The sequence below is a fragment of the Pseudomonas sp. NY15435 genome (assembly GCF_048068295.1).
GTDB lineage: Bacteria > Pseudomonadota > Gammaproteobacteria > Pseudomonadales > Pseudomonadaceae > Pseudomonas.
This window is the reverse complement of sequence record NZ_JBLUQA010000015.1, coordinates 103,758-117,360: the sequence shown is the minus strand read 5'-3', so window position 1 is coordinate 117,360 and position 13,603 is coordinate 103,758. Positions and strand designations below refer to the sequence as shown.

Below are 13,603 nucleotides of genomic sequence, written 5' to 3'. Positions count from 1 at the left end.
GCCGGATCACACTTCGTCGGGGCTGCGCAGGTTGGTGACCGCAATGCGCTGTTCGCGCTTGAGATCCTTCTGGGCAGGCATGTCGGCGCGATAGACGCCTTGATCGCCTACAACCCAGGACAACGGACGACGCTCCTGGCCGATGGATTCCTGCAGCAGCATCAGGCCTTGCAGGAACGCCTCCGGACGGGGCGGGCAGCCGGGGATGTACACGTCCACGGGGAGGAACTTGTCGACCCCCTGAACGACCGAGTAGATGTCGTACATGCCGCCGGAGTTGGCGCACGACCCCATCGAGATCACCCACTTGGGTTCCAGCATCTGCTCGTACAGGCGCTGGATGACCGGAGCCATCTTGATGAAGCAGGTGCCGGCGATGACCATGAAGTCAGCCTGGCGCGGCGATGCACGGATCACTTCGGCGCCGAAACGGGCGATGTCGTGCGGCGCGGTAAACGCCGTGGTCATCTCCACGTAGCAGCAGGACAGCCCGAAGTTGTACGGCCACAGGGAGTTCTTGCGACCCCAGTTCACCGCACCGTTGAGAACATCCTCGAGCTTGCCCATGAAGATGTTCTTGTGGACCTGCCCTTCGATGAGCGGGTCTTCTACCGTTTCGCGTTCGCCGATCGGGTATTGATCGTTGGGCGCATCCGGATCGATCCGGGTAAGTTTGTATTGCATCGCCAAAGCCTCATTGTTTTAGCTTCGCCTGCCGTGCGCGACGTGCCGCCGGCGCCCAATCGAGCGCGCCGATACGCCACAGGTAGACAAGACCTGCCAACAGAATTGCTATGAAAATGGTTGCCTCGATCAGACCGGCCCAGCCGCTTTCACGGACGGACACTGACCAGGCGAAAAGGAAGAGGGCTTCGACGTCGAAGATCACGAAGAGCATCGCGACCAGATAGAATTTTGCCGACAGACGCAGGCGTGCGCTGCCGGTAGGAACGATCCCCGATTCGAACGGTTCGTTCTTGCTGCGACCAAATGCCTTACTGCCAAGCAGGCTGGAAACCCCTAGCATGAAGGCGAGCAGGCCCAGCACTCCTAAAAGGAAGGCGGCGAGTCCCCAGTGTTGAGCTGCAAGTTCAGCTGGATTGGGCATGCCGATACTCCTTCCTACAAATAACGATTGTCTTGGGTTCCAGGCGCAACGCCTGACTACTGCGAACCCGACAACTCAAGGATAGTGAGCTAAGGGTTCAGGTCATCTTTCCAATTTTATGCCCAAAGCCTTCAGCAAGTAAATTTTTCCAACACAAACAGATGCTTCTATTTCGGGCAAAAGGCTTTTGCATTTCCCGTAGCGCCCTGTTTGCGCGGCTCTGGATGCCTAGTGTGACGGCACTTCGGCTTTGGTCGAATAGTACTTTCGAGGTATTTGCCCGCAATAAATCGACATTCTATAAATGATAAATATTATCATTTGCAGTGTCGTATATCCGTAACTTTACTACATATAAGCGCCGCGGCTTTTATTTCGCCCGGTATCGGACTTCGAATTATTCCTCTGTGAATTCGTTGGTCGCTCAGGTTTCCAGCTGGTTCAATTTCCTTTCCGAACCCACGCCCAGTGCATCTCGCAGCGCACCGGCTCGGCTCCGGAATCGTCCAGAAGCGTGACCTGTACCAGTGCCTCACCTCGATCCTCTTCCAGCATTGCGCGGCGCTGCTCCTGTGTCAGTGTGGCGATGGCGCGCAGGCTGCCGCTAGCCCTCCGCAGATAGTCCACCTTGAGGGTCTTGATCAGTGGCAGCTTGTGGTCCGGCAGGTTCATGCCAACCATGCAGCCGCTGGCGGATTCGGCCAGCAGCGCCATGGCCGCAGCGTGAACGCCGCCGATGTGATTACGGGCGCGGCGGTGGTTGGCCAGGCTCATGCGCACTTCGCTGTCGGAGAGCTTCTGGATGCGCACGCCAGCCGTGCCGGCGAAGCGCACCTGGGAGCAGAACAGTCGGCTGAGCAGTGGCTCGTGAAGACGGCGCGGCAGGCGCTGGATGAACTGGGCGGCGAGTGCGAGGCGGTTGCGCTTGGGCATACCTTTCATGGAGGGGCGTTTCCATTCATATAAAGGAAGCACGAGGCTGGCATGCGGAGGTGAGTCTGCCCTTGGCGGGCGGGGAGAAGATGTCTGGCGGTTCGGCCAAGCGCAAAAAGCAAAACCCCGGCCGAGGCCGGGGTTTCGTTGAGCCTGCCAGCCCCGAGGGGCCGGTGAGCCAGTTCTTAGTGGAACTGGTTCATGGTGTTGTCTTTACCCGAGGCTTTCAGAGCGGCTTCGCCAGCGAAGTACTCTTTGTGGTTGTCGCCGATGTCCGAGCCAGCCATGTTCTGGTGCTTGACGCAGGCGATACCCTGACGCAGTTCCTGACGCTGAACGCCTTTCACGTAGGCCAGCATGCCCTGGTCGGCGAAGTAGCCTTTGGCCAGGTTGTCGGTCGACAGAGCGGCGGTGTGGTAGGTCGGCAGGGTGATCAGGTGGTGGAAGATGCCGGCGTGGGCAGAGCCATCGCGCTGGAAGGTACGGATCTTCTCGTCAGCAACCTGGGCCAGCTCGGTCTCGTCGTACTCGACACTCATCAGCTTGGCGCGGTCGTAGGCGGAAACGTCCTTGCCTTCGGCGACGAATGCATCGAACACCTGCTGGCGGAAGTTCAGGGTCCAGTTGAACGACGGGCTGTTGTTGTACACCAGCTTGGCGTTCGGGATGACCTGACGAATGCGGTCAACCATGCCCTTGATCTGGCCAACGTGCGGCTTCTCGGTTTCGATCCACAGCAGGTCGGCGCCGTTCTGCAGCGAGGTGATGCAGTCGAGGACGCAACGGTCTTCGCCGGTGCCCTTGCGGAACTGGAACAGGTTGGAGGCCAGGCGCTTCGGACGCAGCAGCTTGCCGCCGCGGTTGATCACCACGTCACCGTTCTGCAGCTCGGCAGCGGAAACTTCCTCGCAATCCAGGAAGGAGTTGTACTGGTCGCCCAGGTCGCCCGGCTCTTTGGTCACGGCGATCTGCTTGGTCAGGCCGGCGCCCAGGGAGTCGGTACGAGCGACGATCACGCCGTCGTCAACGCCCAGCTCGAGGAACGCGTAGCGAACAGCGTTGATCTTGGCGAGGAAGTCTTCGTGCGGAACGGTCACTTTGCCGTCCTGGTGGCCGCACTGCTTCTCGTCGGAAACCTGGTTTTCGATCTGGATGCAGCAAGCACCCGCTTCGATCATTTTCTTGGCCAGCAGGTAGGTGGCTTCCGGGTTGCCGAAGCCGGCGTCGATGTCGGCGATGATCGGTACTACGTGAGTTTCGTAGCCGTCGATCTGGGCCTGGATTTCGTCCTGCTTGGCTTTGTCGCCGGCGGCGCGAGCGCTGTCCAGGGCGGTGAAGAGCAGGTCCAGCTCACGGGCGTCAGCCTGGCGCAGGAAGGTGTACAGCTCTTCGATCAGGCCGGAAACGGCGGTTTTCTCGTGCATGGACTGGTCGGGCAGCGGGCCGAAGTCGGAACGCAGCGCGGCAACCATCCAGCCGGACAGGTAGAGGTAGCGCTTGTTGGTGGTCTTCAGGTGCTTCTTGATCGAGATCAGCTTCTGCTGACCGATGAAGCCGTGCCAGCAACCCAGCGACTGGGTGTAGACGGAGGTGTCGGCGTCATACTCGGCCATGTCCTTGCGCATGATGGCCGCAGTGTACTTGGCGATGTCGAGACCAGTCTTGAAGCGGTTCTGAGCGCGCATGCGGGCAACCGACTCGGGGTTGATAGCGCTCCAGCTGTTACCGGTTTTCTCTTTCAGAGCGGCAACGGCCTTGATGTCGTTTTGATAAGCGGACATGGTCAATCCTTCAAAGTATGTGTTTGGTTGAGCACCGACTTACCCACTCAAAACCTGTATCGAAACGGATTTGACTGCGGGTTGCTCGCCGCGGGATGGCGAAGGTACGACCGAAAGAAGGAGTGACGCTGGAGGAGTGGGGTGGCGCGGCGTACAGACGGGTGACTGCAGCGGTGACATCCAGAATCGCTTGCCGGCTCGTGGCAGCCGTTGGGCGATGGTGGACGGCTGAATCCGTCACTTCGTACTGTTGCTTAGGCTTGCTTCCCCGTCCCTCAGGACAACCTCTTGCCAGTCGCAACCTCGTCGATCCGCCTTGTGGGCTTAACAACACGGACCTGCATGGCGGGTGGGCCACTGGCTCGGTCCGAAGGGCTTTGAGGCCCTCTGGTTAGCGGGAGCGAGGCCATCATGCACTTTCAAACGAGCGTTCGTCAAACGTTTTGTAGTGTTTTTTTTGGACTACTACACGAAGGTCTAACGAGGACTGGGAAGTCAGGTACGGAAGGATTAGTCGAGCACTTCGACCTTCACTCGCAGGCTACTGTCGCTGCGGCCCTGGGTGCTGTACTGGCGGGCAAAGCCGCTCTGGGTGCTCTGGTTGCTCTCGCTGACGCCGCCAATCTCGATCCATTGGCCGATCGGGCCGCTGACTCGGGTATCGGTGGAGCTGGTGTTCATCGATCCCTGGTAATTGCCGTTGAAGCGGTCGTTGCGGGTGCTCAGGGTGATATGCACGAGATTGCCGGAGAGGCTCGCGGTCACGTACATGCCCTGGTTGGCGTCGCGGTATTCGGTCTGGCTGTAGACCTGGCCGTAGGGGCCGATGCCGGCGTTGGTCACCGGCTGGCTCTGGCCAACCTGGATGAAGGCGGGTGAGCCTTCGGTGGCGCGGACCTGCTGGGTGCCGCCACCGCGGCTGTTGGTGGAGCGATTGATGATGCGCACCTGGTCGCGACCATTCACTTCGCCGCGGCCGGACTGGATCTCCACGTTGCCAGCGCTGACCGAACCATTCACCGAGTAGCCGCTCTGGCTGCCTTGGCTGCCGTCGACCGTATCGAGACTGATCAGCAACTGGTGTGGGCGGGTATCAAGCTGTTCGAGCACCTGCTGCAGTTCGCGGATCTTCGCCAGTTCGGCATTCACTACCAGTTGGTTGCCGTAGGCGGTAACCCGGCCTTCGTTGCCCAGTACCTGCTGCGCCACCGGCAGCACGTCTTCGGCGGTGCGGTAGTTGAGCGGGATGATCTCGGTGCGCGGCGCGGCAACGGCGCCAAGGCTGAGGGCGCAGGCAAGCATCAGGGTGAGAGGGCGTAGGTTCAAATCAGGAAACTCCGCAGGTTCGGGTCGAGGACGCTGGTGTTCCAGGTCTGTTCGAATTGCGCAATCAGCTGGCGGACGCGGCCGGCGTCGTTGTAGTGCGCGTAGCCGGCATACTCGCCCGGTTCCGGGCGCAGCAGCAGGCCGCAGTCGTCGGCGAGCAGGAAGGCATGTTCCTCGCTCGGGTAGTCGGGGTTTATCCGGCGGATCTGGCAGTAGCTGGACAGTCGGCGGCTGAGGTTGAGCAGGCGATGGCCTTCCTTTACGGCGCGCGTGCTGTCGCGCACCAGGATCATCAGGCGGTTGCGCGGATTGCCCAGCAGCAGTTGGGCGCAGGCTTCCTGGATGCTGCTGTGGTGATACAGCCAGGGTTCCAGGTCGGGGGTATAGAGATAAAGCGCGCGGTGTGCCTGCTGGATCAGCGCCAGGGCGTGGGCGCGAGCGTCGTCAGGCTTGTTGAAGCGATGCAGCCCGTCGCCCTGGCCGAGCCGGAATGGCGCAGGTTCCAGGATGGCGGGCGGCAGTGCTTCGCTGGGCGGGTTGTGGACGGCAAAACGCCCCGGTGACTGAAACTCGATGTCCGGCAGTTCTACCGGGAGGTCGTCTTGGTCCGGGGCGTTATCCATGTCGCTCCTTGCTGGTCGCTGCTCAGGCGCTTTCGCGCACCATGTCCACGTGGGGGAGGCCGGCGTCGAGGAATTCGCCGCTGGCTACCTGGAAGCCTAGCCGTTCGTAGAAGGGAATGGCGTAGACCTGGGCCGTCAGCAACTGGCGCTGCAGCCCCTGGCTTTCTGCCTGCTCGATGGCGGCGCGCATCAGCAGGTCGCCGACCTTCAGGCCGCGCCAGTCCTTGAGGACCGACACCCGGCCGATGTGCCCGTCCGGCAGGAGGCGGGCGGTGCCGATGGCGTAGTCGCCTTCGAAGGCGAGGAAGTGCACGGCTTCGACATCCTCGGCGTCCCATTCGAGTTCCGGCGGGACCGATTGCTCGGCGATGAACACCGCCTCGCGAATGCGCCGCAGATCGGCATTATCCTTTTGCCAGTCCGCGACGCGAACCCTGATCTTGCTACTCATCGGCAAACTCCAGACTGCCCTGTTTGATCAGTTCTCCGATGAGCTTACGCCCATCGTCGTCGGCCAGCCATTGGCCGAGATTCCCTTCGTGCAGCGATTCAGCCGAGCACACCAGCTTGAGCAGATCGCGCAGTTTTTCCGGCAGGACCACGGTCTGGCCGCTGGCGAACAGCAGCAGGCCGACGTCCACTTCGCTCCAGGCCATGCGGGCGCTGGGGTTGCGGATCAGTACCTCGCCGTCTTCGATGGCGGCGGTCAGGTCGTCTTCCTCGATCTCCTCGCCGGCTACCAGTTCCGGATAGCGCGGCTCGGTCATGAACTGGCCGAACCAGGTGAGCAGCAGGCGTTCGTCGCTCATGTGCTCCTGCAGCAGGTTTTTCAGGCGATCAAGGGCGTCGCGCTGGATCTGGTGCTGGTCGAAGTCGCCTTTCATCGCTGCCATTCCGGCGTCGCTGTAGCGCTCCTCGTCGGAAAGGAACTGGGCGAGGAAGTCGGTGAAGTGGGTCAGCACTTCGGCGGCGCTGGGGGCGCGGAAGCCGACCGAGTAGGTCATGCAGTCGTCTTCGGCGATGCCGTAGTGAGCTACGCGCGGCGGCAGGTAGAGCATGTCGCCGGGTTCCAGCACCCAGTCGGCGCTTTCTTCGAATTCGGCGAGGATGCGCAGGTCGGCGTGCGGCAGCATCGGGCTGCTGGCGTCGCAGGTCTGGCCGACTTTCCAGCGGCGGCGGCCGTGGCCCTGCAGTAGGAATACGTCGTAGTTGTCAAAGTGCGGGCCAACGCCGCCGCCGGGAGCGGCGTAGCTGATCATTACGTCATCGATGCGCCAGCTGGGCAGGAACTTGAAGTGTTCCAGCAACTCGGCGACTTCCGGGATGAACTGGTCGACGGCCTGTACCAGCAGGGTCCAGTCGCGCTCGGGCATCTGGCTGAAGGTGTCTTCCTGGAACGGGCCGCGGCGCAGCTCCCAAGGGCTGTCGCCGTGTTCGAGGACGATGCGCGATTCGATCATCTCTTCCAGGGCGAGGCCAGCCAGCTCGTCAGGGTCAAGCGGGCTCTTGAAGTCGGGGATGGCCTGGCGCACCAGCAGGGGCTTTTTCTGCCAGTAGTCGCGGAGGAATTCTTCGGCGCTGATGCCGCCCAAAAGCTGAAGAGGAATAGCAGGATTCATGTGTAAGTCCTTGAAACAAAAACGCCCGGCACAGCCGGGCGTGCAAAGTCAGGGCGAATCTCAGATGCGCTTGGCCTGGGCGGCAGCGTTACCGATGTAGTTCGCGGGAGTCAGTTGCTTCAGCTCGGCCTTGGCTTCTGCCGGCATGTCGAGCCCCTCGATGAACACCTGCAGGGCTTCGGCGCTGATGCCTTTGCCGCGGGTCAGCTCCTTGAGCTTCTCGTAGGGGTTCTCGATGCCGTAGCGGCGCATGACAGTCTGTACCGGCTCGGCCAGGACTTCCCAACAGGCGTCCAGGTCGTCGGCGATGCGTGCGGCGTTCAGTTCCAGCTTGCTGATGCCCTTGAGGCTGGCTTCGTAGGCGATGACGCTGTGTGCGAAGCCGACGCCCAGGTTGCGCAGCACGGTGGAGTCAGTCAGGTCGCGCTGCCAGCGGGAGATCGGCAGTTTGCTGGCCAGGTGCTGGAGCAGTGCGTTGGCGATGCCGAGGTTGCCTTCGGAGTTCTCGAAGTCGATCGGGTTGACCTTGTGCGGCATGGTCGAGGAGCCGATCTCGCCAGCGATGGTCTTCTGCTTGAAGTAGCCCAGGGAGATGTAGCCCCAGATGTCGCGGTCGAAGTCGATGAGGATGGTGTTGAAGCGTGCGACGGCGTCGAACAGTTCAGCGATGTAGTCGTGCGGTTCGATCTGGGTGGTGTAGGGGTTCCAGTTCAGGCCCAGGTCGCCTTCGATGAATTCGCGGGCGTTGGCTTCCCAGTCCACTTGCGGGTAGGCCGACAGGTGGGCGTTGTAGTTGCCCACTGCGCCGTTGATCTTGCCCAGCAGCTCGACCGAAGCAACTTGCTTGATCTGGCGCTCCAGACGGTAGACGACGTTGGCCAGTTCCTTGCCCAGGGTGGTCGGGGAGGCCGGCTGGCCGTGGGTGCGCGAGAGCATCGGCACGTCGGCGAACTTGATCGCGAGCTCGCGGATGGAGTCGGCGATCTGGCGCATCAGCGGCAGCAATACGGTGTCGCGGCCTTCGCGCAGCATCAGGGCGTGGGACAGGTTGTTGATGTCCTCGGAGGTGCAGGCGAAGTGGATGAACTCGCTGACCTTGGCCAGTTCCGGCAGCTTGGCGGCTTGTTCCTTGAGCAGGTATTCCACGGCTTTGACGTCGTGGTTGGTGGTGCGCTCGATGTCCTTGATGCGTTGCGCGTGCTCCAGCTGGAAGTCGTCTGCCAGCTGGTTCAGCAGGGCGTTGGCTTCGGCGGAGAAGGGCGCCACTTCAGGGATGCCGGCATGGGCGGCGAGACGCTGCAACCAGCGAACCTCCACCAGGACGCGGAAACGGATCAGACCGTATTCGCTGAAGATCGGACGCAGGGCGCTGGTTTTGCTGCCGTAACGGCCGTCAACGGGGGAAACCGCGGTAAGGGAGGAAAGCTGCATGGGGGCGTTCTCGTAGCTGTCGGTCAACGAAAAGGGCGCACATCATACACGAATGGCGCGAACCGGTCGCCCTTGCGGCGACCGCAAGGGCGTGTTTCAGCCGCGCAACAGAGGGCGCAGTTCGTTCAGCATTTTCTTCCGGCTGAACAGCATCTGCCAGCGGTTGCCGCCGAGCTGTCGCCACAGGCGCGCGGAGCGGATACCGGCCAACAGCAGGGCGCGGATGCGCGCGGCGTTGGCGTTGATCTGCAGGTGGCGCATGTCGCCATGCACCTGGATGCGCTGGCGGAAGGTGCTTAGGGTGTCCTGGTAGAGGCCCGCGCAGGAGGCGATGACGTTCTCGTGGACCAGGCCGAAGTGCTGCACCTGTTGCTGGATCTGGTCCAGACGGGTGCCCATGATGTCGAGCATGTCGTCGCGCTTGTTCAGCTGGCGTTCCAGGCCGATCAGCGAGAGCGCGTAGCGCAGCGGCTCGCGCTGCAGGCTGTTGGGGTCGCGCTCGAGGGCGCTGACCAGGGCGCGGAAGCCCTCGCGCAGGTTGGCAGTGTCGCCGCCGTAGACGTCGAGGGTGGTCTTCGGGTCGCGCACCAGCAGGCTTCCGAGCATGCAGCCCAGCGGTGCCTCGGGAACCTGGCCGGTGCGGGCCAGGCGGTCTACCAGGGCGGCGGCTTCGAAGACGCCGGAGAGTGCGATGATCTGGTCGTGCAGATCGCTCATGTACGGTCCTTAGCGAACGCGGGTTCTGCGGATTCGATGACACCACCGCCCAGGCAGACTTCGCCGTCATAGAAGACGACGGACTGGCCGGGAGTGACAGCGCGCTGCGGCTCGTCGAAGACGGCACGGTAGCCGTTCTCGGTGCGCTCCAGTACGCAGTCCTGGTCGGCCTGGCGGTAGCGCACCTTGGCGCGCAGGGCCTTGGGCTGGTCCAGGTCGATGGGGTTGACCCAATAGATGTGCGAGGCGTGCAGGGCGCGGGAGAACAGCCACGGATGGTCGTTGCCCTGGCCGACGACCAGGACGTTGCGCGCCAGGTCCTTCTCCAGCACGTACCACGGGCTGTCGTCGGCGTTCTTCAGGCCGCCGATACCCAGGCCCTGGCGCTGGCCGATGGTGTGGTACATCAGGCCGACATGCTTGCCGATGACCTGGCCGTCGGTGGTCTCGATGTCGCCCGGCTGGGCCGGCAGGTACTGCTTGAGGAAGTCGCTGAAGCGGCGCTCACCGATGAAGCAGATGCCGGTGGAGTCCTTCTTCTTCGCGGTGGCCAGGCTGTATTTTTCGGCGATGGCGCGCACTTCGGGCTTTTCCAGTTCGCCGACCGGGAACAGGGTCTTGCCGATCTGCTCGCCGCCCACGGCATGGAGGAAGTAGCTCTGGTCCTTGTTCGGGTCCAGGCCCTTGAGCAACTCGCTGCGGCCGTCGATGTCGCGACGGCGCACGTAGTGGCCGGTGGCGATCAGGTCGGCGCCGAGGGCGACGGCGTAGTCGAGGAAGGCTTTGAACTTGATCTCGCGGTTGCAGAGGATGTCCGGATTCGGCGTGCGGCCGGCCTTGTACTCTTCGAGGAAGTGCTCGAAGACGTTGTCCCAATATTCCGCGGCGAAGTTGGCGGTGTGAAGCTTGACGCCGAGGCGGTCGCAGACGGCCTGGGCATCGGCCAGGTCGGTCATGGCGGTGCAGTATTCGGTGCCGTCGTCCTCTTCCCAGTTTTTCATGAACAGGCCCTCCACCTGGTAGCCCTGTTCCTTGAGGAGGAGGGCGGAGACGGAGGAGTCCACGCCGCCGGACATGCCGACGATGACGCGGGTGTTCTGCGGGGCTTTCAGGGAATCAGACATGGTGGCGCATCACGGGTGCAGGTAAAGGCGGGGATTCTACCAGAGCCGAGCGGCTCAGGCTCGGCTGGGGCTCAGGTGCGGATCAGGCTCAGCGGGAAACGCTCGCCTTCCAGGTAATCGTCGATGCAGCGCAATACCAGATGGCTGCGCCAGCGCTCGGGCTGGTCGGCCAGTTCATCGCGGGTCAGCCAGCGGGCGCCGAGGATGCCGTCGTCCAGTGCGCGCTCGGGGTTATGGCGCACAGGGCGGGCTGCAAAGCAGACGCGCTGGTAGGTCACGCCGTTGCTTGGCGCGGTGTACAGGTAGATGCCGGTGACGGCCGTCAGCTCCACGTCCCAGCCGGTTTCCTCGAGGGTTTCGCGCACGGCGGCTTCGAGCAGTGTTTCGTTGGCTTCCAGGTGGCCGGCCGGCTGGTTGAACACCTGTTTTTTGTCAGCGGACATTTCTTCCACCAGCAGGAAGCGGCCCTGGTCTTCGACGATGGTGGCGACGGTGACGTGTGCTAGCCAGCGCATGAATCTGTTCTCGTGGTTCGAAAAGGCGCGAGTTTAACGTGGCGGGGCGCAGAAAGCAGAACCCCCGGGAAGGCCCGGGGGTTCTGGTGTCACGCGAAGTGGCTTACGCCAGTGCGTCGATCGCGGCGTTGAAGGTCGCGCTCGGGCGCATGACCTGGCTGGTCAGCTCCGGGTTGGAACGGTAGTAGCCGCCGATTTCCGCCGGCTTGCCCTGGACGCCGTTCAGTTCGGCGACGATGGCCGCTTCCTTCTCGGTCAGGGTCTTGGCCAGGGTGGCGAAGTGAGCCTTCAGCTCGGCGTCGTCATTCTGTTCGGCCAGGGCCTGGGCCCAGTACATGGCCAGGTAGAAGTGGCTGCCGCGGTTGTCGATCTCACCGATCTTGCGCGACGGCGACTTGTTGTTGTCGAGCAGCTTGCCAGTGGCGATGTCCAGGGTCTTGCCCAGTACCTTGGCCTTGGCGTTGTCGGTCTTGATGCCTTCTTCCTCGAAGGAGACGGCCAGGGCCAGGAACTCGCCCAGGGAATCCCAGCGCAGGTAGTTCTCTTCCACCAGCTGCTGTACGTGTTTCGGAGCCGAGCCGCCGGCGCCGGTTTCGTACATGCCGCCGCCCGCCATCAGCGGAACGATGGACAGCATCTTGGCCGAGGTGCCCAGTTCCATGATCGGGAACAGGTCGGTCAGGTAGTCGCGCAGGACGTTGCCGGTCACCGAGATGGTGTCCAGGCCGCGCAGCTGGCGCTCCATGCTGGTGCGGATGGCTTCGTTGTAACCCTTGATGCTGATGTCCAGGCCGGTCAGGTCGTGGTCCTTCAGGTACAGCTCGACCTTCTTGCGCAGCTCGTTGTCGTGGGCGCGCTCCGGGTCCAGCCAGAAGATGGCCGGGGTGTTGGAGGCGCGGGCACGGGTAACGGCCAGCTTGACCCAGTCACGGATCGGGGCGTCCTTGGTCTGGCAGGCGCGCCAGATGTCGCCGGCTTGTACTTCGTGCTGCATCAGGACCTTGCCGTCGGCGTCGACGACGCGCATCACGCCGTCAGCTTCCAGTTCGAAGGTCTTGTCGTGGGAGCCGTATTCCTCGGCCTTCTGCGCCATCAGGCCGACGTTCGGTACGCTGCCCATGGTGGTAGGGTCGAACGCGCCGTTGGTTTTGCAGAAGTTGATCATTTCCTGGTAGATGCGGGCGTAGGTGCTTTCCGGCATTACCGCTTTGGTGTCTTTCTGCTTGCCGTCCTTGCCCCACATCTGACCCGAGTTGCGGATCATGGCCGGCATGGAGGCGTCGACGATCACGTCGCTGGGGATGTGCAGGTTGGTGATGCCCTTGACCGAGTCGACCATCGCCATTTCCGGACGGTGGCTGTACACCTCGTGGATGTCGTGCAGGATCTCTTCCTGCTGCGAGGCCGGCAGCGACTTGATCTTGTCGTAGACGCTGGAGATGCCGTTGTTCGGGTTCACGCCCAGCTCTTCGAACAGCTGGCCGTACTTCTCGAACACGTCCTTGTAGTAGACGGTGACGGCGTGGCCGAAGACGATCGGGTGGGAGATCTTCATCATGGTGGCCTTGACGTGCAGGGACCACATGACGCCGGTTTCCTTGCAGTCCTGCAGGGTCTTCTCGAAGAAGGCGCGCAGTTTGCTGCAGCTCATGAACATGCTGTCGAGGACTTCGCCGTCCTGCATCTTCAGGGTCTTCTTGGTCTCGACCTTGCCGTCCTTGCCGACGAACTCGATGCGGACTTCACCGGCCTTCGGGATGGTGACCGACTGCTCGCTGGAGAAGAAGTCGCCGCCACGCATGTAGTCGGCGTGGGAGCGCGAAGCCATGCTCCACTTGCCCATGCTGTGCGGGTGCTTGCGGGCGTAGGCTTTCACGGCGGCCGGGGCGCGGCGGTCGGAGTTGCCTTCACGCAGGACCGGGTTCACGGCGCTGCCCAGTACCTTGGCGTAGCGGGCGCGAGTGTCTTTCTCTGCGTCGGTCTGCGGGTCTTCCGGGAAGTCCGGAACGGCGTAGCCCAGTTTCTGCAGCTCGGCGATGGCGCCCTTGAGCTGCGGCACCGAAGCGGAGATGTTCGGCAGCTTGATGATGTTGGCTTTGGAGTCTGTGGCCAGTTGGGCCAGGTAGGCCAGATCGTCTTCGATCGCCTTGTCGCCGAGCTTGTCAGCGAAGGAGGCCAGGATACGGCCCGAAAGAGAGATGTCGCGGGTCTCGACGTCGATGCCGGCGGAAGCGGCAAAGGCTTTTACGATAGGAAGAAGCGAATAGGTGGCAAGGGCGGGTGCTTCGTCGGTGAAGGTGTAGGTGATCTTCGAGCGGATGGACATCTCGTTCTAACTCTCTTCTTTGCTGGGCGCGCACAGAGTCTCGAATCGCGTTGGTACACGCTTGCGGTCAGCGAAGTGGTTGACCGACCTTCGAGATTTG

The 13,603-nt window shown here is 62.4% G+C and carries 13 protein-coding genes; all 13 read right to left on the bottom strand.

Going from position 1 to position 13,603, the window contains the following annotated elements:
- Window positions 1-6 precede the first annotated feature (6 nt).
- Window positions 7-684 carry a NuoB/complex I 20 kDa subunit family protein gene (locus ACNFH5_RS27255; RefSeq protein ID WP_045214755.1) on the bottom strand — a complete coding sequence of 226 codons (678 nt, stop codon included), beginning with the start codon at window positions 682-684 and terminating at the stop codon, window positions 7-9.
- A 10-nt stretch (window positions 685-694) separates the two neighbouring features.
- Window positions 695-1,108: an NADH-quinone oxidoreductase subunit A gene (locus ACNFH5_RS27250; protein ID WP_017517108.1), complete on the bottom strand. Its 414-nt coding sequence runs from the start codon at window positions 1,106-1,108 to the stop codon at window positions 695-697.
- Window positions 1,109-1,549: 441 nt separating this feature from the next.
- Complete coding sequence (locus ACNFH5_RS27245) at window positions 1,550-2,041, bottom strand: DUF4442 domain-containing protein (protein WP_416751523.1); 492 nt, start codon at window positions 2,039-2,041, stop codon at window positions 1,550-1,552.
- Window positions 2,042-2,226: 185 nt separating this feature from the next.
- Window positions 2,227-3,822 carry an isocitrate lyase gene (locus tag ACNFH5_RS27240; protein WP_054909443.1) on the bottom strand — a complete coding sequence of 532 codons (1,596 nt, stop codon included), beginning with the start codon at window positions 3,820-3,822 and terminating at the stop codon, window positions 2,227-2,229.
- Window positions 3,823-4,332: 510 nt separating this feature from the next.
- Window positions 4,333-5,124, bottom strand: a complete 792-nt coding sequence (locus ACNFH5_RS27235) for a secretin N-terminal domain-containing protein (RefSeq protein ID WP_416751521.1) — start codon at window positions 5,122-5,124, stop codon at window positions 4,333-4,335.
- Between the two features lie 20 nt (window positions 5,125-5,144).
- Window positions 5,145-5,771, bottom strand: coding sequence for a histone acetyltransferase HPA2 (locus ACNFH5_RS27230; protein WP_416751497.1), 627 nt, complete (start codon window positions 5,769-5,771; stop codon window positions 5,145-5,147).
- Between the two features lie 22 nt (window positions 5,772-5,793).
- Window positions 5,794-6,222, bottom strand: coding sequence for a GNAT family N-acetyltransferase (locus ACNFH5_RS27225; protein ID WP_017517103.1), 429 nt, complete (start codon window positions 6,220-6,222; stop codon window positions 5,794-5,796).
- Complete coding sequence (locus ACNFH5_RS27220; protein WP_138215500.1) at window positions 6,215-7,390, bottom strand: cupin domain-containing protein; 1,176 nt, start codon at window positions 7,388-7,390, stop codon at window positions 6,215-6,217. Before ACNFH5_RS27220 ends, ACNFH5_RS27225 begins: the two co-directional genes overlap by 8 nt.
- Window positions 7,391-7,450: 60 nt before the next feature.
- The gene (purB, locus tag ACNFH5_RS27215) at window positions 7,451-8,821 is read right to left on the bottom strand and encodes an adenylosuccinate lyase (protein WP_416751494.1); all 1,371 of its coding nucleotides are present in this window, start codon (window positions 8,819-8,821) and stop codon (window positions 7,451-7,453) included.
- A gap of 96 nt (window positions 8,822-8,917) precedes the next feature.
- Window positions 8,918-9,538, bottom strand: a complete 621-nt coding sequence (gene hflD / locus ACNFH5_RS27210) for a high frequency lysogenization protein HflD (protein ID WP_045214777.1) — start codon at window positions 9,536-9,538, stop codon at window positions 8,918-8,920.
- Window positions 9,535-10,662 carry a tRNA 2-thiouridine(34) synthase MnmA gene (gene mnmA, locus ACNFH5_RS27205; protein ID WP_416751492.1) on the bottom strand — a complete coding sequence of 376 codons (1,128 nt, stop codon included), beginning with the start codon at window positions 10,660-10,662 and terminating at the stop codon, window positions 9,535-9,537. The genes hflD and mnmA overlap by 4 nt, the downstream gene beginning before the upstream one ends.
- Before the next feature lie 71 nt (window positions 10,663-10,733).
- Window positions 10,734-11,177: an NUDIX hydrolase gene (locus ACNFH5_RS27200; RefSeq protein ID WP_416751490.1), complete on the bottom strand. Its 444-nt coding sequence runs from the start codon at window positions 11,175-11,177 to the stop codon at window positions 10,734-10,736.
- Window positions 11,178-11,280: 103 nt separating this feature from the next.
- Window positions 11,281-13,503 (bottom strand): NADP-dependent isocitrate dehydrogenase, encoded by a 2,223-nt coding sequence (locus ACNFH5_RS27195; RefSeq protein WP_416751488.1) that lies wholly within the window; start codon window positions 13,501-13,503, stop codon window positions 11,281-11,283.
- Window positions 13,504-13,603: the final 100 nt, after the last annotated feature.